A 23097-nucleotide genomic window follows, 5' to 3' on the forward strand; every position below is an offset into this window, starting at 1 on the left:
CCCGCCCCCCCATCCACGCCTAAAGTCCTCCCAATCAGGCGCCGTTAACGCCACCAGGCCCCTGATTTCCCAAACAACACCCAATTCCCCCGCCTTTTCCCATGAATGGGAAGGCTGTCCCGCTTCGATAATCCCTGCTGACGAATAGCGGCCTGCCGCTTCGCACGGAGCATGGATGTCCGAAGAAAGCGACCTCGAGAAAACCGAACCCGCCTCACCCCGGCGCCTGGAAAAGGCGCGCGAGGAGGGGCAGGTAGTGCGTTCGCGCGAGCTCGCCACCTTCGTCATGCTGATCGCCGGCGTGACCGGCCTGTGGACGCTGGGCGGCCATCTGGGCCGCAGCCTGAACCAGGTGATGCAGGGGGCGCTGCGCTTCGAGCCGGCAACGGCGTTCGATACCTCGCGCATGCTGTCGCGCTTTGCCATGATGGTGTGGGACAGCCTGCTGGCCTTCCTGCCGCTGCTGTTCCTGTTCGGCGTTGCCGCGCTGGCGGCGCCGTTGCTGCTGGGGGGCTGGGTGTTCTCGGGCAAGTCCTTCGCGCCGCAGTTCTCGCGCCTGTCGCCGCTGGCGGGGCTGGGCCGGATGTTCTCCGCGCATTCGCTGGTGGAGCTGCTCAAGGCCGTGGCCAAGTCGCTGCTGGTTGGCAGCGTGGGCGCCTGGGTGCTGTGGCGGCGCCTGCCCGAGGCCATCGCGCTGATGAATGCGCCGGTGCAGGAAGCGCTGCTGCACATGGTCGACCTGGTCATGTATTGCTGCCTGGTGGTGTCGCTGTCGCTGCTGGTGGTGGCGGCCATCGACGTGCCGTGGCAGTACTGGGAGTTCTTCAAGAAGCTGCGCATGACCAAGGAAGAGGTCAAGCAGGAATTCAAGGAAAGCGAGGGCGACCCGCATATCAAGGGCCGCATCCGCCAGCAGCAGCGCGCCATGGCGCGCCGCCGCATGATGACCGAGGTGCCCAAGGCCGACGTGGTGGTGACCAACCCCACCCACTTTGCCGTGGCGCTGCGCTATGAGGAAGGGCGCATGGGCGCGCCGCGCGTGGTGGCCAAGGGCACCGGCGATATTGCCGCCCGCATCCGCGAGCTGGCTGCAGAGCACCGCGTGCCGCTGATGTCGGCCCCGCCGCTGGCGCGTGCGCTGCACCGCCACGTGGAGCTGGGCCAGGAAATCCCCGCCGGACTGTATACCGCCGTGGCCGAAGTGCTGGCCTGGGTCTATCAACTGAAGCACTGGCATTACTCGCAGGGCCCGCAGCCGCAGGCACCCGCGGACCTGCCGGTGCCCGATGAACTCGCCGTACCGGAAATGCGCGAATGAACGCTCTGAGCAACCTGTTCAACCTGCCCGGCCTGCGCTCCGCCGGCCAGCTCAAGGCCATGACCGGGCCGCTGCTGATCATCATGATCCTGGGGATGATGATCCTGCCGCTGCCGGCCTTCGTGCTGGACCTGCTGTTCACCTTCAATATCGCGCTGGCGATCATGGTGCTGCTGGTCAGCATGTACACGCAGAAGCCGCTGGACTTTGCCGCCTTCCCGGCGGTGCTGCTGTTCACCACGCTGCTGCGCCTGTCGCTGAACGTGGCCTCCACGCGCGTGGTGCTGCTCGAAGGCCATACCGGCCCGGACGCCGCGGGCAAGGTGGTGGAGGCCTTCGGCCACTTCCTGGTAGGAGGCAACTTCGCGGTCGGCATCGTGGTGTTCGCGATCCTGGTGGTGATCAACTTCATGGTGATCACCAAGGGTGCGGGGCGTATCGCCGAAGTCGGCGCGCGCTTCATGCTGGATTCGATGCCCGGCAAGCAGATGTCGATCGATGCCGACCTGAACGCCGGCCTGATCGACGAGGCCGCCGCCAAGAAGCGCCGCGCCGAAGTGGCGCAGGAATCCGACTTCTACGGCGCGATGGACGGCGCCAGCAAATTCGTGCGCGGCGATGCCGTGGCGGGCCTGCTGATCATGTTCATCAACGTTGCCGCCGGCATGGTGGTGGGCATGGTGCAGCACGACCTGGACTTCGGCACCGCCGTGCACAACTACACGCTGCTGACCATCGGCGACGGCCTGGTGGCGCAGATCCCGGCGCTGGTGATCTCCACGGCCGCCGGCGTGATCGTGTCGCGCGTGTCGAACGAGCAGGACGTGGGCGAGCAGCTCACCGGCCAGCTCTTTGCCAACCCGCGCGTGCTGTACCTGACCGCGGGCATCATCGGCCTGATGGGCATCATCCCGGGCATGCCGCATTTTGCTTTCCTGCTGCTGGCGGGTGTGCTGGTGTGGATGGGCCGTTATATGTCGCGCCGCGCCGCCACGCAGGAGCAAGTCAAGCAGCGCGAGGAGCGCACCCCGGCGGTGGCGCAGGAATCCACTGAAGCCAGCTGGGACGACGTCACGCTGGTCGACCCGCTCGGCATGGAAGTGGGCTACCGCCTGATCACGCTGGTGGACCGCGCGCAGGACGGCGAGCTGCTGGGCCGCATCAAGAGCATCCGCAAGAAGGTGGCGCAGGAGATCGGTTTCCTGGTGCCGGTGGTGCATATCCGCGACAACCTGGAGCTCAAGCCCAACGCCTACCGCATCACGCTCAAGGGCGTGGAGATCGGCCGCGGCGAAGCCATGCCGGGGCAGTGGATGGCGATCAACCCCGGGCAGGTCAGCGGCACGCTGCCGGGCGCGGCCACGCGCGATCCCGCCTTCGGCCTGCCGGCGGTGTGGATCGACGCGGGCATCAAGGAGCAGGCGCAATCCTACGGTTATACCGTGGTCGATGCCAGCACCGTGGTGGCCACGCACCTGAACCACCTGATCCACATGCACGCCGCCGAGCTGCTGGGCCGCCAGGAAGTGCAGGCGCTGCTGGACCGCATCGCCAAGGACTCGCCCAAGCTGACCGAAGACCTGGTGCCGAAGGCCATTTCGCTGACCGCGCTGCAGAAGATCCTGCAGAACCTGCTGGACGAAGGCGTTCCCATCCGCGACATGCGCACCATCCTGGATGTGGTGGCCGAGCATGCGCCCAGGATCAGCGACCCGAACGAGCTGACCGCGATGGTGCGCGTGGCGCTGGGCCGCGCGATCACGCAGCAGCTGTTCCCGAACAACGCCGACCTGCAGGTGATCGGCCTGGATGCCGGCCTGGAGCGCGTGCTGTCGCAGGCGCTGACCAATGGCGGCGGGATCGAGCCGGGCCTGGCCGATGCGTTGCTGCAGCAGACCCAGGGCGCGGTCACGCGCCAGGAGCAGCTGGGCATGGACCCGGTGCTGCTGGTGCCGTCGCAGCTGCGCCCGCTGATGGCGCGCTTCCTGCGGCGCACCATGCCGCAGCTGAGGGTGCTGTCGCATGCCGAGGTGCCGGACAACCGCAATATCCGCATCACCGCCATGATCGGCGCGTGAGGAGTCATAGATGAGCGTAGCCAAGTTTGTCGCGGCCAACGGCCGCGAAGCCATGCGCCAGGTGCGCGAAGCCATGGGCCCGGACGCCGTGGTGCTGTCCAACCGCACCGTCGAGGGCGGCGTGGAGATCGTCGCCATGCGCGATGCGGATCTGGGCAGCGTGCAGGCCACGGCGCAGGTCTACGTGCCGCCCGCGCCGGTGGCCGAGCCCACCGCCATCGGCGACCTGCGCGGTGAGCTGCAATCGATGCGCGCAATGCTGGAGCGCCAGCTGGCCGGGATCAGCCCTGCCCAAAGCGCGGTTCCAAGCGCGGCAGCGCACGGCGTGGCCGCCAGCGACCCGCTGCGCGAATCCCTGTTTGAATGGATGGTCGGCGCCGGCTTCTCCGGGCAGCTGGCGCGCACGCTGCTGGCGCGGCTGCCGCTGGGCTACGACCGCCCCGCGGCCATGGGCTGGATCCGCACCGAACTGGCCAGCAAGCTGCCGGTGCTGGGCGATGAGGACAGCCTGTTCGCGCAAGGCGGCGTGCTGGCGCTGGTGGGTCCCACCGGCGTAGGCAAGACCACCACCACGGCCAAGCTGGCGGCGCGCTTCGTGCTGCGCCACGGCGCCGACAAGCTGGCGCTGCTGACCACCGACAGCTTCCGTATCGGCGCGCACGAACAGCTGCGCATCTACGGCGACATCCTGGGCGTGCCGGTGCATGCGGTAAAGGATGCCGCCGACCTGCGCTTCGCGCTGGCGGCGATGAAGGACAAGCACCTGGTGATCATCGACACCGTCGGCATGAGCCAGCGCGACCGCAGCCTGTCGGAACAGATCGCGATGCTGGCCGGCGTGCCGGCGCCGGTGCAGCGCGTGCTGCTGCTCAACGGCGCCAGCCACGGCGATACCCTCAATGAAGTGGTGCATGCCTACCGTCATGACGCCGCGCCGGATGGGGGCGGCATCGACGGCTGCATCATCAGCAAGCTGGATGAGGCCACCCACCTGGGCTCGGTGCTGGACGTGGTGATCCGCCACCGCCTGCCGGTGTTCTACGCCTCCACCGGCCAGCGCGTGCCCGAGCACCTTGAGCTGGCCAACAGCACCGCGCTGGTGGAGCGCGCCTTCCTGACGCCGCGCCGCGGTTCGGTATTTGCCGATGCGGACGCCGCACGCCGGCGCAGCGCCGGCACCGATGACGAGGCCCCCGCGCGTGGCGGTGCCGACGAGGTGCTGCGCTCGCTGACCGACAGCGCCGACGCGCTGAGCCAGTGCGTGGCGGAACTCAATGGCGCGGGCCTGGGTCTGGACCTGGCGCGCTCGCTGTGGCAACAGCGCAGCGCCGGCGCCCCGGCCCTGCGCGCGATGTCGCAGCAGGTGCGCGAAGCGGTCTGCCGCGACGTGACCCGCCAGTGCGAGCAGTACGTGCTGGCCAGCGCCGCCACGCTGCAAGTGGCCGTGCCCGGCCGCCGCACGCCGCAGCCGATGCAGCACACGCTGTGGCTCGCCGACCGCGACGGCATGCCGCTGGCCGCCACCGTGACCCCGACCGGCCGTGCCGGCCAGCCGTTGGGCGAGGCCGAGTCCGATGCCGCCAGCCTGCGCGCCGCCATGAGCGCCGCGCGCAAGGTGGTCAACCTGATCGATGCCGTACCGACCGCCGCCACGCTGGCACGCTGGCAGCAGGCCGGCGAGCGCTGGGTGGCCAGCGCGCGCAAGACCGCGCGCGTGGTCAGCGCCGGCGCCGCCTGGAAGCTCGATGCGCTGGCCGACACGCTGACCTTCCACGCCGTGGGCGAGGACACCGTGCGCGAGCGTGAAGCCGTGCGCTGGCTGGCCAGCGCCGAAGTGCGCGTGCCGGACAGCCCGGTGCGCGGCAAGGGCACGCCCGAAGGCGGCATCGATGCCTGCCTGGTGGTGGCCCGCCTGGCCGACCGCGCCACCGGCGAACTGCTGGATACCCGTTACCTGCTGTGCGACCCGGCGCTGGCGCAAGATGCCGCGCAGGTGGCGCGCTGGGCCTTGTGGACCGACGCAGCCGATGCGCGCCTGCGCACGCTGCGCCACGCCATCGACCACTTCGCCCAGGACGCCGAAAGCGGCCACGCCGCCGGCGCCGCGCTGGCCGCACTGCAGCTGGGCCTGTCGGTGCTGCGCCTGGAACACGCGCCGACCGCGGCCGCGCCCGCCTTCCTCGCGCGCCTGGCTGGCCGCACGGTGCGCCAGGGCGTGCCGGTGCCGGGCACGGTGCTCAATGAAGGCATGGGCCGCATGCTGGCATTGCTCGACGTGCTGGAAAACTATCCGGGCCGCGGCACCGCCGTGCCCGCTGAAGCGATGGAGGTGTTGCAGTGAGCGCCCTCGCCATGGACCAGGCCGAGAGCCTGCGCCGGATGCTGGCGCCGCGCACGACGCGCCGTATCGCCGTGGTCGCCAGCGAACGCGGTGCCGGCGCCACCACCGTGGCGCTGGGCTTGTCGCACGCGCTGGCCATGCAGGGCGAACGCGTGCTGCTGGTCGACGAAGACGCCGCCGCGGCGTGCGCCACGCGGCTGTCCGGCGCCAGGCCCGCCGGCACCCTGGCCGATGTCAGCGCAGGCCGCCTGTCGCTGGAAGCTGCTGCAGGCACCGGTCCCGGTGGCGTGCTGGCGGTGCTGCCGGCTGGCCGGCCTGTGCCGGGCTGCGCCTTGCCGGCTGCTGCCGCGAGCGGTTTTCGCAGCGTGCTGGTGGATGCCGGCGTCGATGCCGACGGCGCGCTGTCGCCGCTCGCGGGCGGCGCGCACAACGTGCTGATCGTGATGCGGCCTGAACTGGCGTCGATCACCGCCGCCTACGCCTGCATCAAGCGCCTGCACCACCTGTATGCCTGGCGCCAGTTCCACCTGATCGTCAACATGGCGGCGAGCGAGGCTACGGTGCAGGCGATCCTGCGCAACCTCGCGCGCACGGCCAGCCAGTACCTGGGCGTTGAGGCGTTGTGCGCGGGCTGGCTGCCATCCGACCCGCTGGTGGCGCGCGGCGTGCAACTGGGGCGCTGCGTGGTCGAGGCGTTTCCGGCGGCGCCGGCCACCACCGCGCTGCGCCGCACCGCCGGCAGCATCGGTGCCTGGCCGCTGCGCGCGGACACGTCCGCGCCCGCGCCCGCAGCCGCAATGGCCTGAGCCTGCCAGCCATGCCATCCAACCGAACCAGACCCTGAGCCAGCCCCCGCCGCACGTTGCGGCGGTCCAGCAATCCAGCATTCACGAGAATTGCACCATGTACACGATCCAGGGAAAGCTCGAACAGGCCGATGTGGTCAAGGCGCATGCACAGCTGGTGCGCCGCATCGCCCTGCAACTGGCCGCCAGGCTGCCTGCCAGCGTGCAGATCGACGACCTGATCCAGGCCGGCATGATCGGCCTGCTGGATGCCGCCAAGCGTTATGAAGACACCCACGGCGCGCGCTTCGAGACCTACGCCAGCCAGCGCATCCGCGGCGCCATGCTTGACGAGGTGCGCGCCAACGACTGGCAGTCGCGCAGCCTGCGCCAGTTCACCCGGCGCATCGAGCGCACGCAGCGCGGGCTGGAGCAGAAGCTCGGGCGCGCGCCGCTCGACTCCGAAGTGGCCGAGGCCATGGAGATGGCGCTGGACGAATACCAGCTGCTGCTCAATGAGGTCTATGGCTGCCAGCTGCTGCACTACGAGGATTTCGAGCGCTCCGGCGAAGAAGACTTCCTGGACCGGCACCTTGGCGGCAGCGATGACGGCAACCCGCTGACCGTGCTGATGGAAAGCGGCATGCGCGAGGCGCTGATCCGCGCCATCGACCGGCTGCCGGAGCGCGAGAAGCTGGTGCTGTCGCTGTGCTATGACCAGGAGCTGAACCTGCGCGAGATCGGCGCGGTGCTCGATGTGACCGAGTCGCGCGTGTGCCAGATCCGCGGCCAGGCGATCACGCGGCTGCGCAACCAGCTGCGCGGCTTGCTGTGATGCAGGCGCTGGGCCGCGCCGCGCGCGGCGCTTGCTGGCTGCTGGCTGCCGCATCGGCCTGCGCCTGGGCCGCCATCGAGGGCGGCACCCGCCACGCCTGGACCGGATCGGTCAACGGGCCGGCACTCCACGGCCGCGGACAGCGCGCGGTGTCGCCGCCGATCCTGCCCACCGGCGTCTTGCCGCAGTCAGAAGGGGTCATCACGTCGGTGCGCTGGCGCTACAGCTTCGCCAAGACCCCACCGCTGGAACTGCAAGCCTATCTCTGCAATGCCCAGCGCTGCGTGCTGCTGCCGCAGGCGGAAGGCAAGACCGATGCGTTCTTCGGGGATGATGCCACCAAGGGCTTTGTGTTTGCGTTCCGGGTGCCGGGGCATGGCAGCCTGGTGCCGGTGCTGCAGGGGCGCAGCAATGAGGTGGTGGTGGGGTTTAGGTAGGAGTGAATGTTCCGTTCTTTCGTCACTTCTGAATAAGTGACGAAAGAACGGAACATCTGGCGATCGCCTCAACCCGCCGCCAGACTCACCCCACCAGCCCCGGCAGCCGCCTTCCCATCCTTCCCATACAACCCCGCATCCCCGCCGCCATGCTGGCGCAGCGCCTGGATGGCTTCGCGGGTGAAGTCGAGGTGGGCGTTGACGACGGCGCCGTTCAGGGCGTTGCCGTGGGGCGCGGGGGGGGCGGGAAGATCAGCTGGCGCCTGGCGTCGGCCACGGCCGGGTCGACCTGGCGGCCGAGCAGCTGGCCTTCGGGGCCGGCGCGCAGGCCAAGCGCGCCCATCTGGGCTTCGCGGGCCTTGAGCTGGCGGGACAGGGCCTGGCCCAGTTCAACCTTGCGCGTCAGCAGTCCGCTCAGGGACTGGAAGTCGCCCCGCTTGAGGGCGTCGCGCTCTTCGGCGAGGAGTTGGCCGAAGGCCTGGATGCCTTCGGTTTCGCGCTGCAGGGACTGGATCAGGCTCTGGTTCATTTGGGCTAGCGGGGTTCGGCCTGGCCAAGCTCGCGCAGGGTCGCGAGCAGGCCGTCGGCAATCTTGCCCGGGTCGATCCTGATCCGGCCCTCGGCGATGGCCTGGCGGATCTCTTCGACCTTGGCGGTGTCGATATCGTCGTCCGTGGGCTGCGTCAGGCGGGCGCTGATGTCGCGCACCTGGGCGGCCAGCGGGCTGACGCTCAGGCCGGCGGACGGCGCCGCGGCGCTGGCCGGCGCGGCCTGGGGCCGGGCGGCGGCAGCGTCCGCGGGGGCGTCGGCGGGCCGGGACGAGGCGGTGTGGTTGATCTTCACGGGGCGTTCCTTGCTGGTTTCCTATGGCATTACGGTAGCGCCGGCGAATTCTTTAGGGCGCTCGCCCCGATTTCGCCGCGCAGCGATGTCGGCGGCATTTTCGCATGCCGCCCGCCACGGGTTTGCAGTCTTTTGGCCACGATCAAGGCACTTTCGGCGGGCTACTGCAGCACCACGGTGTCGCCGCTGCGCACCAGCCCGTTGACCACCTGGCCGCTGCGCAGGCGCACCTGCACGGTGTTGCCAGTGGCGGCATCGGCCAGCACCTTGCCTTCGCTGGTGATCTGGAAGGCATCGCCTTCCACGGCCACGGTGACGGTCTGGCCCTGGCGCACGGCGATGGCCTTGCGCAGCAGGTCAGACCGTATCGGCGAGCCGGCGGCAATACGGTTGGCGGTGACCGCGCCGGCAAGCTGCGCCGGGTCGGTGATCACCGCGCGCGGCAGCGTGCCCAGGTCGCCCTGGCGGACTTCGATATCGGCCTGGCCGACCGGCTCGCCCGGGCCCAGCGCGCGCGCGGCGACGTAGTAATCGGTCAGCACCGACACGCGCGCCTGCATGTAGCGCACCCACGGCCGCTCGCCGCCGCAGCGCACGCCGACGGAGACGCGGCCCCAAGGCGACGTGCCGGCGGGCAGGAACGGGTCGGGCGCAAGGCAATCCGGCGCGCGCCCACCCGAAGGCGGCGCCACCTGCACGCTGACCTTGCCCGGCAGGCCGGCGGTCTGCTGCAGCAGGAAGCGTTCCACGGCAACGCGCGCGGGGTCTTCGGCAAAGGGGCTGGCAGCGGGGTTGGCAGCATAGGCAGCCTGCTGCTGGCCGTGCGCGGCCGCCGCCTGCATGGCGACGGGCATGACCTGCGCCGGCGCGGCACCGGCGGCGGCGGGCCCAAGCAGGCAGGCCGCCAGCAGGGCTTGCGCCAGGCTGCGGGCGTTGCGGCGATTCTGTTTCATCTGGACTTCCCGGCAAGATCGGCACGGCATGCACGGCATGCCTGGCGCACCGCCCCGTGACTGGCCGCGCGCCCCGTTTACATCTGTCATCGGGGTCCCATTGTAGGCAGCCCCTCGCGCGAGGGCGGGCCGAAATGCATGGATTTCCCGTCCTTATTCATCCGATTGGCGTGACAGGTCGCCGCCTAAGATGGCAACCCTGAAGAAGGTCGTTCGCTCCGTTCACGTGAGCAGGGAGATGCCAGATGATTGACAGACTCGACGCGGCACTACGTTTCCAGCAGGAAGCGCTGAGCCTGCGCAACCAGCGGCAGTCGGTGATTGCCTCCAACATCGCGCACGCGGACACGCCCGGCTACAAGGCGCGCGATTTTGATTTCTCCAGCACGCTGGCCCAAAGCGTCGAACGCGGCCATCGCAATGAGGGCATGTCGCTGTCCACCACCTCGGTGCGCCATCTGCCCGCGCAGGCCCCGGGGCGCGAGGAATTCGACCTGGCTTACCGCATCCCGCTGCAGTCCAGCGTCGACGGCAACACCGTGGAAATGGATGCCGAGCGCGTGGCCTTCGCCGACAACGCCGTGCACTTCGAGTCCGGCCTGACGGTGATGAATTCAAAGATCAAGACCATGCTGGCCGCCATCCAGCAATAGATCGAGCAGTAAGGGAGAGAGCGCATGCCGGCAATGAACATCTTCGACGTCGCGGGCTCGGCCATGGCCGCGCAGTCGCAGCGCATGAACGTGACCGCTTCCAACCTGGCCAACGCCGACAGCGTGGTCAGCCCCGACGGCCAGGCCTATCGCGCCAAGCAGGTCGTGTTCGGCATGGCGCCCACGCCGGGGCAGACGGACATCGGCGGCGTGCAGGTGCGAGGCGTGTCGGAAGACCCGTCGCCGCCGCGCATGGTGCACAACCCCACGCACCCCATGGCCAATGCCCAGGGCTACGTGGTGATGCCCAACGTCAACCCGGTGGAGGAGATGGTCAACATGATCTCGGCCTCGCGCTCCTACCAGGCCAACGTGGAAGTGCTCAATACCGCCAAGAACATGATGCTCAAGACGCTGACGATCGGCCAGTGACAAGCCTCGGCCTGTATCGGCAACGCCTCCACCAGCACGCACACAACGAACCGACATGACAACCACCTCCGCGGTAGGCAGCAACACCCAGGGCATCAACGACGCCCTCAAGAGCGGCAGCGCCAGCGCGTCCGAGCTGCAGAACAACTTCCTGACCATGCTCGTCACGCAGATGAACAACCAGGACCCGCTCAACCCGATGGACAACGCGCAGCTGACCTCGCAGCTGGCGCAGATCAGCACGGTCAGCGGCATGCAGACCATGAACGCGACGCTGTCGCAGTTGCTGTCGCAGGTCAGCGCCAGCCGCGCCATGGACTCCGCGGCGCTGATCGGCCATACCGTGATGGTGCCGGGCAAGCAGGTGTCGGTGGCAGGCGGCGTGCCGGGCAAGTTTGGCCTGGACCTGCCGTCGACCGCGGATGCGGTCACCGTCGACGTGCTCGACAAGGACGGCAACGTGGTGCGCACCATCGACATGAAGGGGCAGACCGCGGGCGTGCACAACGTCGCATGGGACGGCAAGAACAACGCCGGCGCGGCCGTGGCCGACGGCGACTACACCTTCAAGGTGACCGCCACCGCCAACGGCACCTCGGTGCAGCCGGTGGCGCTGGTCTACGGCAAGGTCCAGAGCATCAGCGGCGACGCCAGCGGCGTGCTGGTGGACCTGGGCGACGGACAGACCGCGAACGTCGACGACGTACGCCGCATTCTCTGAAACGCAGGTGCCGGCAGCGCACAGGCGCCGGCCGGCTTCAACGACCAAGCAAAAAGGAAGCAATCATGGGTTTCGGTCAAGGGGTAAGCGGCCTGAACGCCGCCGCGTCCAATCTGGACGTGATTGGCAACAACATCGCCAACGCCAACACGGTTGGCTACAAGCAATCGGCAGCGCAGTTTGCCGATGTCTACGCAGGCACCAAGATCGGCCTGGGCGTGCGCGTGAACTCGGTGGTGCAGTCGTTCAACCAGGGCAATATCGAAGCCTCAGGGCGCTCGCTGGATGTGGCTATCACCAACGGCAACGGCTTCTTCCGCCTGACCAGCCCGGAAGGCGCGGTCTACTACTCGCGCAACGGCCAGTTCCAGCGCCAGGAAGACGGCCGCATCACCAATATGCAGGGCCTGCAGGTGACCGGCTATCCGGCGGGCGTGGCCGGCGGCGCGGGCGTGCAGCCGCAGCCGCTGGTGATCAGCAACGCGCAGATGGAGCCCCGCGCTACCAGCAACATCACCGCCAAGTTCCAGCTTGACTCACGCGCCACCGTGCCGACGCAGGCCTTCGCCAGCGCGGCCGGCTCGCCGCCGACCAGCAATATGTTCAACTACAGCACGGCGATCAACGTCTATGACTCGCTGGGCAACAAGCAGCAGCTGATGGCGTACTTCGCCAAGTCGGCGGGCGCCCCGACCGTCGCCGGTGGCACCGACTGGCGCATGTATGTGACCGACGTCAACGGCAATGCCGTCGGCGGCGCACCGGTCACACTCGCGTTCGACAACGCCGGCGCACTGCAATCGCCGGCGGCCGGCGCCATCACCCTGAGCCAGCCGGCCGCCAATGGCGCGCAGGCTATGGCGATGAAGCTGGACCTGACCGGCACCACCCAGTTCGGCGCCGACAACGACGTCAAGCAGCTCAGCCAGAACGGCTACACCTCGGGCAGCCTGCTGGGCTTCTCGGTCAATGGCGACGGCACCATCACCGGCAACTATTCCAACGAGCAGACCAAGCCGCTCGGCCAGATCGTGATGGCCGCATTCGGCAACGTCGAAGGCCTGAAGCCGGAGGGCGACAACGTGTGGTCGGCCACCGGCGCCTCCGGCCAGGCGCTGGTCGGCGTGGCCGGTGGCAGCATGGGCACGCTGCGCTCCAATGCGGTGGAAGCTTCCAACGTGGACCTGTCCGGCCAGCTGGTCAACCTGATCGTTGCGCAGCGCAACTACCAGGCCAATGCGCAGACCATCAAGGCGCAGGACACGGTCATGCAGACCCTGGTCAACCTGTGATCGCCACGCTGAGCTGAGCCGCCGCCATGGACCGCATGATCTACACCGCCCTGTCGGGCGCCAAGCAGATACTCGACCAGCAAGCGGCGGTATCGAACAACCTCGCCAACGTCTCCACGCCGGCCTTCCGCGCGCAGGTCAACCTGTACCGCGCGGTGCCGGTGGTGGGGCCGGAGGCGGGCACGCGCGCGTTTGCGCTGGCCTCGACCCCCGGTGCCGACATGCGCGCCGGCCCGCTGACCTACACCGGCCGCACGCTGGATGTGGCGCTGCAAGGCAATGGCTGGCTGGTGGTGCAGGCACCGGACGGCACTGAGGCCTACACCCGCGCCGGCGCGCTGCAGGTGGCGCAGGACGGCCAGGTGCAGACCATCTCCGGCCTGCCGGTGATGGGCGATGGCGGTCCGCTGGCGGTGCCGCCGGGCTCGCAGGTGACCATCGGCACCGACGGCACCATCACCGCGCGCGGCCCCGGCGAAGCCTCTGCCGGCCTGGCGCAGGTGGGCCGGCTGCGCGTGGTCAACCCGCCCAACGACGCCATCGCGCGCGGCGATGACGGCCTGTTCCGCCTGCGTCCCGGCGCGCAGCCGCTGGAGGCCGATCCCACCGTGCGCGTGATCTCGGGCGCGCTGGAAGGCAGCAACGTCAACCCGACCGAAGCCATGGTCGAGATGATCGCCAATGCCCGCCGCTTCGAGATGCAGATGAAGATGATCCAGGGCGCCGACGGCAACGAGCAGCGCGCCAACCAGCTGCTCTCGACCAACTGACCTGAATGACTGACCGGCACGGCGCACCGTGCCAGCACCAACGCAAGGACCACCATGATCCGCTCTCTCTGGATTGCCAAGACCGGCCTCGATGCGCAGCAGACGCAGATGGACGTGATCTCGAACAACCTGGCCAACGTGTCGACCAACGGCTTCAAGCGCGGCCGCGCGGTGTTCGAGGAACTGATGTACCAGACCATCCGCCAGCCCGGCGCGCTGTCGTCGGACCAGACCACGCTGCCGTCGGGCATGCAGCTGGGCACCGGCGTGCGCCCCGTGGCCACCGAGCGCATCCACACCCAGGGCAACCCGCAGCAGACTGGCAATGCCAAGGACGTGGCCATCCTGGGACAGGGCTTCTTCCAGGTGGCGCTGCCCGACGGCACCACCGCCTACACCCGCGACGGCTCGTTCCAGGTGGACCAGAACGGCCAGCTGGTGACCTCCAGCGGCTTCGTGATCCAGCCCGCCATCACCATCCCGGCCAATACGCTGTCGATGACCATTGCGCGCGATGGCACCGTGTCGGTGACGCAGCCCGGCTCCAGCGCCAACGTGCAGGTGGGGCAGCTGCAGCTGGCCACTTTCATGAACCCGGCCGGCCTGGAAAGCATGGGCGAGAACCTGTACGTGCAGACCGATGCCTCGGGCGCGCCCAACACCACCGTGCCGGGCCTGAACGGCGCTGGCGTGGTGCAGCAGAACTACGTGGAAGCGTCCAACGTGAACGTGGTGGAAGAGCTGGTCAGCATGATCCAGACCCAGCGCGCGTATGAGATCAACAGCAAGGCCGTGCAGGCATCCGACCAGATGCTGCAGCGCCTGTCGCAACTGGGTTGACTGGTGTGAGCATGGCCACCTTGCTTTCCCGCCTGGGCGCGCATGCGCTGGTTTGCCTGGCCGGCGTGGCAATGCTGGCCAGCGGCGGCTGCGCGCTGATGCCGCGCGAGCCGCTGGTGCAACTGCCCACCACCGCGCGCGCAGAGCCGCGGCCGATGGGGCCGGCTTCGGGCTCGATCTACCAGTCGTCCTACGCCGGCAACCCGCTGTTCGAGGACCGGCGTCCGCGCAATGTGGGCGACATCCTGACGATCCTGATCACCGAGAACGTCAACGCCAGCAAGAATTCCGGCACCAATACCAGCCGCACCGGCAACACCGCGCTGGCGTTCGATGCCATGCCGCGCGCGCTCAGCGGCCTGTTCAACAGCAGCAGCAACGCCAGCATCAACGGCGCCAACACCATGAAGGCCAGCGGCGGCGCCAGCGCGGCCAATACCTTCAACGGCACCATCACCGTGACCGTGCTGGAGGTGCTCACCAACGGCAACCTGGTGGTCTCCGGCGAAAAGCAGATGGCCATCAACCAGGGTGCCGAGTTCATCCGCTTCTCCGGCGTGGTCAATCCGCGCACGATCACCGGCGACAACGCCGTGCTGTCGACGCAGGTCGCCGATGCGCGCATCGAATACACCGCCAAGGGTATGATCGACGAAGCGCAGAACATGGGCTGGCTGCAGCGCTTCTTCCTCAATGTTTCACCGTTCTGACCGCGCCATGTCTGCTCCGATGCTCGCCCGTTTCCTGTCCCGCCTGCTGCGCCTGAGCGTGATCAGCCTGGCGCTGGGCGTGGCCTTTGGCGCCTTTGCCAGCGTCGCCAAGGCCGAGCGTCTGAAGAACCTGGCCACGTTCCAGGGCGTGCGCGAGAACCCGCTGGTGGGCTACGGCCTGGTGGTCGGCCTGGACAACACCGGCGACCAGACCATGCAGACGCCGTTCACCACGCAGAGCCTGACCAACATGCTCTCGCAGCTGGGGATCACGCTGCCGGCCGGCAAGAACATGCAGCTCAAGAACGTGGCGGCGGTGATGGTGACCGCCTCGCTGCCTGCGTTCGCGCAGCCCGGCAGCCAGCTGGACATCGTGGTGTCGTCGATGGGCAATGCCAAGAGCCTGCGCGGCGGCACGCTGCTGATGACGCCGCTCAAGGGTGCCGATGGCCAGGTCTATGCCATCGCCCAGGGCAATATGCTGGTGGGTGGCGCGGGCGCGTCGGCCAACGGCAGCAAGGTGCAGATCAACCAGCTGGCGGTGGGGCGCATCGCCAATGGCGCGATCGTTGAGCGCGCGGTGGCGCCGTTCCAGCCGGATGGCGGCGTGCTCAACCTGGAACTGAAGGACACCGATTTCGGCACCGCCGAGCGCGTGGTGGAAGCCATCAACCGCTCCATGGGCGGCGGCGTTGCCGCGGCGCTGGACGGGCGCGTGGTGCAGGTGCGAGCGCCGGCCTCGGCGGCCGCGCGCGTGGGCTTCCTGGCCCGCATCGAGAACATCGACGTGATCCCGGCCAAGGCCGCGGCCAAGGTGATCCTGAACGCCCGCACCGGTTCCATTGTGATGAACCAGGCGGTCACGGTGGAAGACTGCGCGGTGGCGCACGGCAACCTGTCGGTGGTGATCAACACGCAACCGGTGATCAGCCAGCCCGCGCCATTTAGCGAAGGGCGGACGGTGGTGGCGCCGGTGTCGCAGATCGACATGAGGCAGCAGGGCGGCTCGCTGCAGATCGTCAAGGCGGGCGCATCGCTGGCCGCCGTGGTCAAGGGGCTGAACGCGCTGGGCGCAACCCCGGCCGACCTGCAGACCATCCTGGAAGCCATGCGCGCGGCCGGGGCGCTGCGTGCCGAGCTGGAAGTGATCTGACCATGAACACGGCACGACCCCCGCAGGCGGCGGAGCTGACGCAGCGCTTTGCGCTGGACACGCAGGGCTTCGAGGCGCTCAAGCACAGCGCGCGCGGCGGCGCCGACGCCAATACGCTGCAAGCCGTCGCCAGGCAGTTCGAGGCGGTGTTCACGCAGATGGTGCTCAAGAGCATGCGCGATGCCACCCCGCAGGACGGCCTCTTCGACAACGAGCAGAGCAAGCTCTATATGTCGATGATGGACCAGCAGCTTGCGCAGCAGATGTCGTCGCGCGGGATCGGCCTGGCCGATGTGATGGTGCGCCAGCTGGCGCGCGCCACCGGCACGCCGATGCCGGCCGGCATGAGCGCCATGAGCCCGGCCGAGTCAGGCAAGGCGGCCGATGCCGAGATGGCAAGACTGCTCGACAGCCGCGGCGCCGGGGCGATCCCGGCCGACGCCGGCGAGCAGGCCGACCTGCCGGCGATCGGCACCATCGTGCCGGGGCCGAACTGGAATCCCACTGCCGGCCTGCGCCAGTACCAGCCGCAGTGGTACGCGGACCGTGGCCAGGGCGAGGACAGGCTGGGACGGTTGCCGGACGACGCGCCGTCCCACGTCAGCGCCTTTGTCGCCCGCATGGCCGGGCCCGCGGAAGCGGCCGCGCGCGCCAGCGGCGTGCCGGCGCGGCTGATCGTAGGCCAGGCCGCGCTGGAATCCGGCTGGGGCCAGCGCGAGATCACGCACGCCGACGGCTCCACCACCTTCAACGTCTTCGGCATCAAGGCCGGGGCCAGCTGGAAGGGGCGCGTGGCCGAGATCACCACCACGGAATATGTCGACGGGCAGCCGCAGAAGGTGCGGGCGAAGTTTCGCGCCTATGGCTCGTATGACGAGGCCTGTGCCGACTATGCCCGCCTGCTGACGAACAACCCGCGCTACGCGGGCGTGGTCAGCGCGGCGTCGGCTGAAGAGGCGGCGCATGGCTTGCAGCGCGCGGGCTATGCCACCGATCCGGCGTACGGGCACAAGCTGGTGAAGATCATGAAGAAGGTCGCAGCCTGAGGGCAGGGGGAAGCCAGCGGATCTGGCGAAGATCACTTCCACACCTAAAGTCCCGCCCCCACCCAGCCGATAACTTCCACATCCACCACCGCCGGCCCTCGCCGCGGTAGTCCCATCAATCCGGGGTCAGAGCACAATGTCTCTCTTCAGTATTGGTCTTTCCGGCCTGAACACCGCGCAGAACGCGCTGACGACGACCGGCCACAATTTTGCCAATTCGGCGACCGAAGGCTATTCGCGCCAGAACACCATCGTGGCCTCGGCCGGCGGCCAGTACACCAGCCAGGGTTTCTATGGCTTCGGCTCCAACACCACCACGGTGATCCGCGTCTATGACGAGTTCCTGACCGGCCAGCTGCGCGGCGCCACCTCGGCCAGCGCATCGCTGGCGGCGTACTCGGACCAGATCGCCCAGATCGACAACCTGCTCGCCGACCAGAAGGGCGGCCTGGCGCCGCTGATGCAGAAGTTCTTCGCGGCGGTGCAGGCCGTGGCCGACACCCCGGCCGATCCGGCAGCGCGCCAGGGCATGCTGTCGGCGGGGCAGGCGCTGGTGGGGCAGGTGCGCTCGGCCAGCAACTACTTCAAGCAGCTGCAATCGGGCGTCAATGAGCAGGTCGGCACCGCCGTCACGCAGGTCAACGCGTACACCAGGCAGATTGCCAACCTGAACCAGGAAATCACCCGCCTGAAGGCTGCCTCCGGCGGCCAGCCGCCCAACGATCTGCTGGACCAGCGTGACCAGGCCGTGGCCGAGCTGACCAGGCTGGTCGGCGCCAAGGTGGTGGTGCAGGACAGCGGCACCTACAACGTCTTCGTCGGCAACGGCCAGCCGCTGGTGATGGGCAATGACGCGTACGAGCTGAAGGCGGTAGCCTCGGCGGCCGATCCCAACCGCACCGTGGTGGCCTACACCCTGCCCAACGGCAACGTGTTCGAGAGCGAGCCGGGCGCGATCACCGGCGGTTCGCTGGGCGGCCTGCTGCAGTTCCGCACCGAATCCCTGGACGCGGCGCAGAACGCCATCGGCCGGCTGTCGCTGGCAATCGGCCAGAGCTTCAATGCGCAGCACAAGCTGGGCATCGACCTAAACGGCGCGATTGGCACCGACATGTTTGAACTGGGTAGCGCCACCTCGATCCCCAACGCCAACAACACCGTGAAGACCACGGTGGCAACGACCAGGATCGACAATGCCTCGGCCCTGACCACCAGCGACTACAAGCTGCAGTTCGACGGTACCAACTACACGCTGACGCGTCTCTCCGACAACCAGCAGGTGGTCACGCCGGTGCCCGCCGGCGGCGCCAGCTACCCGCTGCAGTTCAGCGCCGACGGTTTCACAGTCGAGATCAATGCGGCGATGGGCACCAACGATTCGTTCACGATCCAGCCCACGCGCAATGCCGCCACCGGCTTCGACATGGCGATCAGCGACCCGGCCAGGATCGCCGCGGCATCGCCGGCTCGCGCCGACGCGGCGGCGTCGAACAAGGGCAACGGCACGGTCAGCCTGGGCAAGGTCGCGCCCGGCTATTCGCTGCTGGCTGGCACGATCACCGCCAGGTTCGACGGAACCACCTATGTCTTCAGCGATGCCAACGGACCGCTCGCGACCCAGCCGGCGCCCGTGTCCAACGGCAGCAATACCGACTACACCCTCAACGGCCTGACCTTCAGCTTCGGCGGCACGCCCGCGACGGGCGACACCTTCACGCTGAGCAGCAACGCCGGCGCGGTCAAGGACAACGGCAACATGCTGGCGCTGGCGAAGCTGCAGAACGCCAAGACCATCGGTGGTGTGTCCAGCTTCAGCGAGGGCTATGCCCAGCTGGTCAACGACGTCGGCACGCGCGCCAAGTCGGTCAAGATCGCCTCGGCCTCGCAGGACAGCATCACCACCCAGATCAAGACCGCGCAGCAATCGGTGTCCGGCGTCAACATGGACGAGGAGACCGTGTCGATGCTGCGCTTCCAGCAGCTGTACCAGGCCAACGCCCGGGTGATCCAGACGGCCGGCACGCTGTTCGACACCATCATCGGCATCGGCAGGTAAGCGGCGGCACCCACAAGCGTCAGCAGAGTCAGAAGAGGTAACCAATATGCGCGTTGCAAGCTCCACCCTGTACCAGCAAGGCCTGGCTTCGATGAACTACCAGCAGGGCTCGCTGCTGCATATCCAGCAGCAGCTAGGCACCGGCCGCAGCATCCTGACGCCGTCCGACGACCCCGTCGGCGCCACCCGCGCGCTGGGCGTGAGCCAGGCACAGGCCGTCAACGGCCAGTACGCAACCTCGCGCAAGCAGGCCAATATCGCGCTGGCCGCGGAAGAAAACGCGCTGCAGTCCGTGACCACGGTCACGCAGAACATCCAGACGCTGCTGGTGCAGGCCGGCAACGGCACCATGAGCGATGCCGACCGCGGCTCGCTGGCCACGGCGCTGGAAGGCCTGTACAACCAGCTGGTGGGCCTGGCCAACTCCGACGACGGCAACGGCCAGTACCTGTTTGGCGGCACCCGCTCCGGCAGCGCGCCGTTCACGCAGAGCAAAGGTCCGGGCGCCTACATCGGCGACAACGGCCAGCAACTGCTGCAGGTCGATGTGGCGCGCCAGATGCCCGCCGGCAACACCGGGCGCGAAGTGTTCATGAGCGTGACCGGCGGCGCCGGCTATGTCGTCAAGGGCAATGCCAACAACACCGGCAGCGCCACGTTCGGCACGGTGTCGACCACGAACCCGAGCGATCCCGACTATGGGCTCTCGATGCAGGTCACGTTCGCGGCCAATGCCAGCGGCCAGATGGAATACACCATCACCAACCTGTCGGCAGGCACGACCCCCGCACCGGTCGTGAAGGGCCCCGCCGCCTACACGTCGCCAGCCCATATCGACGTCGGCGGCATCAGCTTCAACGTGACCGGCGATCCCAAGGACGGCGACACCATGACCATGGCTCCCGCCAGCGAGGCCGGCACCGACATGTTCGCCAATCTGCAGACCGTGATCGACACGCTGCGCCAGCCCACCCCCGACAGCAGTGATCGGGCGCATCTTGGCAACGTCATCTCCACCGCCACGCGCCAGTTCTCCAACTCGCTCGACAACGTGCTGACCGTGCGGGCATCGGTGGGTTCGCGCATGAACGAGCTCGATGCGTTGGATGATGTGGGGTCCAACCGTGACCTGACGTACTCGCAGACGCTGTCGGGACTGCAGGATCTGGATTACGCGAAGGCGATCACCGAGTATTACCAGCGGCAGACGGCGCTGCAGGGGGCGCAGCAGTCGTTTATGCAGATTCAGGGGATGAATTTGTTTAAGTATTTGTAAGGTGGGTGGGGCGGCGGCCTCAGGTGTGTTGTATACCTGCATTAGATACGCCGGAATCCTGCATCCGACGTCTCGATTGTAGGGGGGTGATTCTCCATGAAAGTCGCACGGAACAACGGTTCTGGCGTATCTAATGCAGTTGACACACCCCCCAGGCCGGCGCTAGATATACCCCCCAAAACGGGCTTCATTTTTCCCTCCAATCAGTGCTTCCTAGGCTTCACGCGGAGATGACTATGGGGGATGCCGGATAGAGCTTCTTCACCCTCTAAACTCCGCTCTGACTCGTATAAGTAGTACTTCTATACGGGTCATGAGCCAATCCCTTTCTTATCTGGATGCCTACGAACTAGCGGCAGTGTTGGGCGTTAGTCTTAGTACCGTTCTCCGCAGGCTTCGCACTCGCCCATGGCTGTTGCCAGCTCCGGCATATCTTGGGCCAAGGTACCCGACTCGTTGGCGGCGGGATGACGTCAATTGGTGGCTCCTCGAGATGGAAAGTCACGCTCCTTAAAAGCCTGTCTTCGCGGTGCCCCTTGGTCGACTGAGGGTATGGCTCAGCCTTGATGTAAGGAAGACCAGGCCCGAAGTCCTCAGCTACCGGAAGGCCTTCAATCGCTGTGGCCAACAGCGTGCCCGCCGACGGAAGGCGCCTTTGCCGGCCGAGAGACCGTCTTCCATGTTGGGGCGAGCCAATACCCTTGCAAACATCGAGAGACGGCCTAGACTTCAATCACGCGCCCGCACTGGCGCTGCACAGTTGCCGCCCACAAGCAGAACCACACTCTCGGCAACAAATTTCCCGACCCATTGCAGGCATAGCTCCACTGCGGAGTCCAACTCGCGTCGAAGCTCACCGCTAGGTTGCGGCGATGGTATCCCTTTGCACGGCGCCACCTTCGAATGCACATGAGGGCCCTGCCGTGGACTTGCATGCTCAAGCATTTCCTTGCGTCCAAGGGAAAGGCACACCTCATGCGCAAGAGGACAGCGAGTGTCGTCACCACCGAGCGGAAGGTGTGGTTGGTGTCCTGGCGAGTGCTCCAAACGGATTGCGGCACACGACACTTCGTCGGATATAGCGTTGAAGACCGCATGGGCCGAGTGAGTACGCCCATATCAACCTTTGACCTGAGTCTGCGCACCGGTGTCGCCACAAATGGCCGCGCTTACAAACTGCTTGGTCCGCCGGGCGTCGATGATGAGGCAATGTACGTGTGGAGGCACTACAAATGCATCTGGCGATTCAATCAGGTGACTGACGTCAGTGATGAGTACTTCGTGCCTGTGTCAGAGAGACGGCACACAAGTCATTGAGCCAAACATGTTCAGTGGCCACGAGAGCTGCTTCTGTCAATGTCACAGATACGCTATGGTTGGAGGACAATCGTGCGAAGGCCATTGGCATCAAACCTCGCGCTCAACGTGCAATGCGAGCTCCTGTCAGAATGGAGATTGCTCGAGATTTACAGTGGTGAGCTGCACCTAGTTGGCAGGTTTGGAAGTACTCGGCGATACTGGGCAACGGCGCCGCTTGTCCGCTTAGAGCTTTCCTCGAGAAGAGCTGTGGCGATTGACGGGCAAGAGTACGTGCTGGTCGGTGACCCAGGTTCGAAGGCCGCGGCTCAGTTCTTCATCACGCTTTGTGCTGCGTTTGATAGCCAGTTGGCGTCGACCAAGGACCTGACCGAGACAATGCTTTCACGTCAACGGTGGCCGATAGGCAAGCCAAATCTGTCCGCGCGAATGGGAGGAGCCATTGGAGACAAGCATATCAAACGCAGCGGCAGTAGCCGGCATTGACATCGGGGGCGCGAAGAAGGGATGCCACTTGGTTATCATCCGAGCCCGCGAAGTCGTCTGCGTAGCAAAAAGCAGCAACCCGGAAGACCTGTACCGCACCTGCCTTCGGCACGAGGTAAAAGCCGTGGGTGTCGACGCACCATGCCGATGGAGTTTGGATGGCGTCGGACGACTGGCGGAAAAAGAACTCGCCAAAGAGAAGATATTTTGCTTCTCGACTCCCACACTGGAGCGAGCGCTAGCAAGCACCAGCGGATTCTATGGTTGGATGTTCAGTGGCGAGAAGGTCTTCCAGACTTTAGCACCTACGTATCCTCTGCTGACGGAAAGGCGATACGCCGGAGGACCGGTCAGTTTCGAGACGTTTCCGCACGCCATCACGTGTTCCCTTCTGGGCAGGGAAGTCGCCTCGGCAAGACTTAAGCGCGTTCAGCGACGCAGGTTGCTGGAAGATGCGGGCATCGATACCAGTTCTATAACCTCTATCGATGCCGTGGATGCCGCGCTCTGTGCACTGACGGCACAGTTCTTACTCCTTGGGAAAACGCGAGCATATGGGGACGCCCATGGCGGATACATCTTTGTGCCCGACGCGGGGCGAATTCGCCTCGCTCGTAAAGTAGCCCCAACGGAATTAGGACTAACCTAGCGGCGGCTATCATTGGTACGGTCATCTACGAAGCCGTGCCATGGTTGCGGGCACTGTTCATCTGACCGCAGCACAGCCGACAGTGCGTGGTCGTGATTTTCACTTC

The 23097-nt window shown here is 67.0% G+C and carries 20 protein-coding genes and 1 pseudogene; 18 read left to right on the forward strand and 3 right to left on the reverse strand.

What is annotated here, in order from left to right; genetic code table 11:
* The first annotated feature begins 175 nt into the window (after positions 1–175).
* The 6 genes from flhB (at position 176) to AC3WRR_RS17910 (ending at position 7794) form a co-directional block, all read left to right on the forward strand.
* Positions 176–1318 (forward strand): flagellar biosynthesis protein FlhB, encoded by a 1143-nt coding sequence (gene flhB, locus AC3WRR_RS17885; RefSeq protein ID WP_011616441.1) that lies wholly within the window; start codon positions 176–178, stop codon positions 1316–1318.
* Positions 1315–3396: a flagellar biosynthesis protein FlhA gene (gene flhA, locus AC3WRR_RS17890; protein WP_492297615.1), complete on the forward strand. Its 2082-nt coding sequence runs from the start codon at positions 1315–1317 to the stop codon at positions 3394–3396. Before flhB ends, flhA begins: the two co-directional genes overlap by 4 nt.
* 10 nt (positions 3397–3406) lie before the next feature.
* On the forward strand, positions 3407–5737 hold the full coding sequence (flhF, locus tag AC3WRR_RS17895) for a flagellar biosynthesis GTPase FlhF (protein WP_454751358.1): 2331 nt from the start codon (positions 3407–3409) through the stop codon (positions 5735–5737).
* Positions 5738–5748: 11 nt separating this feature from the next.
* The gene (locus AC3WRR_RS17900; protein ID WP_454751381.1) at positions 5749–6543 is read left to right on the forward strand and encodes a MinD/ParA family ATP-binding protein; all 795 of its coding nucleotides are present in this window, start codon (positions 5749–5751) and stop codon (positions 6541–6543) included.
* Positions 6544–6640: 97 nt separating this feature from the next.
* Positions 6641–7357, forward strand: coding sequence for an RNA polymerase sigma factor FliA (locus AC3WRR_RS17905; RefSeq protein ID WP_010812673.1), 717 nt, complete (start codon positions 6641–6643; stop codon positions 7355–7357).
* Positions 7357–7794 carry a flagellar protein FlhE gene (locus tag AC3WRR_RS17910; protein ID WP_492297617.1) on the forward strand — a complete coding sequence of 146 codons (438 nt, stop codon included), beginning with the start codon at positions 7357–7359 and terminating at the stop codon, positions 7792–7794. The genes AC3WRR_RS17905 and AC3WRR_RS17910 overlap by 1 nt, the downstream gene beginning before the upstream one ends.
* 68 nt (positions 7795–7862) lie before the next feature.
* Here the strand turns inward: AC3WRR_RS17910 and AC3WRR_RS17915 are convergent.
* The 3 genes and pseudogenes from AC3WRR_RS17915 to flgA form a co-directional block, all read right to left on the reverse strand.
* A pseudogene (locus tag AC3WRR_RS17915) lies at positions 7863–8323 on the reverse strand (flagellar protein FlgN).
* A gap of 5 nt (positions 8324–8328) precedes the next feature.
* Positions 8329–8637: a flagellar biosynthesis anti-sigma factor FlgM gene (flgM, locus tag AC3WRR_RS17920; protein WP_010812670.1), complete on the reverse strand. Its 309-nt coding sequence runs from the start codon at positions 8635–8637 to the stop codon at positions 8329–8331.
* Between the two features lie 161 nt (positions 8638–8798).
* Entirely contained in the window at positions 8799–9590 is a 792-nt protein-coding gene (gene flgA, locus AC3WRR_RS17925) for a flagellar basal body P-ring formation chaperone FlgA (protein ID WP_011616445.1), read from the reverse strand.
* 245 nt (positions 9591–9835) lie between these two features.
* Here flgA and flgB point away from each other — a divergent pair, with 245 nt between their 5' ends.
* The 12 genes from flgB (at position 9836) to AC3WRR_RS17985 (ending at position 22991) form a co-directional block, all read left to right on the forward strand.
* Positions 9836–10243, forward strand: a complete 408-nt coding sequence (flgB, locus tag AC3WRR_RS17930) for a flagellar basal body rod protein FlgB (RefSeq protein ID WP_010812668.1) — start codon at positions 9836–9838, stop codon at positions 10241–10243.
* Between the two features lie 24 nt (positions 10244–10267).
* Positions 10268–10675, forward strand: a complete 408-nt coding sequence (gene flgC / locus AC3WRR_RS17935; RefSeq protein ID WP_010812667.1) for a flagellar basal body rod protein FlgC — start codon at positions 10268–10270, stop codon at positions 10673–10675.
* A 55-nt stretch (positions 10676–10730) separates the two neighbouring features.
* Positions 10731–11396 (forward strand): flagellar hook assembly protein FlgD, encoded by a 666-nt coding sequence (flgD, locus tag AC3WRR_RS17940; protein ID WP_010812666.1) that lies wholly within the window; start codon positions 10731–10733, stop codon positions 11394–11396.
* A gap of 65 nt (positions 11397–11461) precedes the next feature.
* The gene (gene flgE / locus AC3WRR_RS17945; RefSeq protein WP_010812665.1) at positions 11462–12688 is read left to right on the forward strand and encodes a flagellar hook protein FlgE; all 1227 of its coding nucleotides are present in this window, start codon (positions 11462–11464) and stop codon (positions 12686–12688) included.
* A gap of 26 nt (positions 12689–12714) precedes the next feature.
* Positions 12715–13458, forward strand: coding sequence for a flagellar basal body rod protein FlgF (locus tag AC3WRR_RS17950; RefSeq protein ID WP_010812664.1), 744 nt, complete (start codon positions 12715–12717; stop codon positions 13456–13458).
* A gap of 54 nt (positions 13459–13512) precedes the next feature.
* A complete protein-coding gene (flgG, locus tag AC3WRR_RS17955) occupies positions 13513–14298 on the forward strand; it encodes a flagellar basal-body rod protein FlgG (RefSeq protein ID WP_010812663.1) in 786 nt (261 codons plus the stop codon).
* A gap of 11 nt (positions 14299–14309) precedes the next feature.
* Entirely contained in the window at positions 14310–15008 is a 699-nt protein-coding gene (gene flgH / locus AC3WRR_RS17960; RefSeq protein WP_492297620.1) for a flagellar basal body L-ring protein FlgH, read from the forward strand.
* A complete protein-coding gene (locus tag AC3WRR_RS17965) occupies positions 14992–16161 on the forward strand; it encodes a flagellar basal body P-ring protein FlgI (RefSeq protein WP_492297622.1) in 1170 nt (389 codons plus the stop codon). Before flgH ends, AC3WRR_RS17965 begins: the two co-directional genes overlap by 17 nt.
* A 2-nt stretch (positions 16162–16163) precedes the next feature.
* Complete coding sequence (flgJ, locus tag AC3WRR_RS17970; RefSeq protein ID WP_492297624.1) at positions 16164–17207, forward strand: flagellar assembly peptidoglycan hydrolase FlgJ; 1044 nt, start codon at positions 16164–16166, stop codon at positions 17205–17207.
* A 136-nt stretch (positions 17208–17343) separates the two neighbouring features.
* Complete coding sequence (gene flgK / locus AC3WRR_RS17975; RefSeq protein WP_011616450.1) at positions 17344–19263, forward strand: flagellar hook-associated protein FlgK; 1920 nt, start codon at positions 17344–17346, stop codon at positions 19261–19263.
* 46 nt (positions 19264–19309) lie between these two features.
* Positions 19310–20539 (forward strand): flagellar hook-associated protein FlgL, encoded by a 1230-nt coding sequence (gene flgL, locus AC3WRR_RS17980; RefSeq protein WP_454751355.1) that lies wholly within the window; start codon positions 19310–19312, stop codon positions 20537–20539.
* A 1759-nt stretch (positions 20540–22298) separates the two neighbouring features.
* Positions 22299–22991, forward strand: a complete 693-nt coding sequence (locus tag AC3WRR_RS17985; protein WP_492297626.1) for a DUF429 domain-containing protein — start codon at positions 22299–22301, stop codon at positions 22989–22991.
* Positions 22992–23097 lie beyond the last annotated feature (106 nt).

It is taken from the genome of Cupriavidus sp. FW305-3-2-15-C-LB2 (genome assembly GCF_058787575.1).

Excerpts from the sequence above, each read along its gene's own strand:
- flgG (WP_010812663.1), top strand. The coding sequence starts at position 13,513 with ATGATCCGCTCTCTCTGGATTGCCAAGACCGGCCTCGATGCGCAGCAG.
- flhB (WP_011616441.1), top strand. The coding sequence starts at position 176 with ATGTCCGAAGAAAGCGACCTCGAGAAAACCGAACCCGCCTCACCCCGG.
- flgC (WP_010812667.1), top strand. The coding sequence starts at position 10,268 with ATGCCGGCAATGAACATCTTCGACGTCGCGGGCTCGGCCATGGCCGCG.
- flgK (WP_011616450.1), top strand. The coding sequence starts at position 17,344 with ATGTCTCTCTTCAGTATTGGTCTTTCCGGCCTGAACACCGCGCAGAAC.
- flhF (WP_454751358.1), top strand. The coding sequence starts at position 3,407 with ATGAGCGTAGCCAAGTTTGTCGCGGCCAACGGCCGCGAAGCCATGCGC.
- flgE (WP_010812665.1), top strand. The coding sequence starts at position 11,462 with ATGGGTTTCGGTCAAGGGGTAAGCGGCCTGAACGCCGCCGCGTCCAAT.
- AC3WRR_RS17900 (WP_454751381.1), top strand. The coding sequence starts at position 5,749 with ATGGACCAGGCCGAGAGCCTGCGCCGGATGCTGGCGCCGCGCACGACG.
- flgB (WP_010812668.1), top strand. The coding sequence starts at position 9,836 with ATGATTGACAGACTCGACGCGGCACTACGTTTCCAGCAGGAAGCGCTG.
- flgA (WP_011616445.1), bottom strand. The coding sequence starts at position 9,590 with ATGAAACAGAATCGCCGCAACGCCCGCAGCCTGGCGCAAGCCCTGCTG.
- flgJ (WP_492297624.1), top strand. The coding sequence starts at position 16,164 with ATGAACACGGCACGACCCCCGCAGGCGGCGGAGCTGACGCAGCGCTTT.
- AC3WRR_RS17965 (WP_492297622.1), top strand. The coding sequence starts at position 14,992 with ATGTTTCACCGTTCTGACCGCGCCATGTCTGCTCCGATGCTCGCCCGT.
- flgH (WP_492297620.1), top strand. The coding sequence starts at position 14,310 with ATGGCCACCTTGCTTTCCCGCCTGGGCGCGCATGCGCTGGTTTGCCTG.
- flhA (WP_492297615.1), top strand. The coding sequence starts at position 1,315 with ATGAACGCTCTGAGCAACCTGTTCAACCTGCCCGGCCTGCGCTCCGCC.
- flgD (WP_010812666.1), top strand. The coding sequence starts at position 10,731 with ATGACAACCACCTCCGCGGTAGGCAGCAACACCCAGGGCATCAACGAC.
- AC3WRR_RS17905 (WP_010812673.1), top strand. The coding sequence starts at position 6,641 with ATGTACACGATCCAGGGAAAGCTCGAACAGGCCGATGTGGTCAAGGCG.
- flgL (WP_454751355.1), top strand. The coding sequence starts at position 19,310 with ATGCGCGTTGCAAGCTCCACCCTGTACCAGCAAGGCCTGGCTTCGATG.
- AC3WRR_RS17950 (WP_010812664.1), top strand. The coding sequence starts at position 12,715 with ATGGACCGCATGATCTACACCGCCCTGTCGGGCGCCAAGCAGATACTC.
- AC3WRR_RS17910 (WP_492297617.1), top strand. The coding sequence starts at position 7,357 with ATGCAGGCGCTGGGCCGCGCCGCGCGCGGCGCTTGCTGGCTGCTGGCT.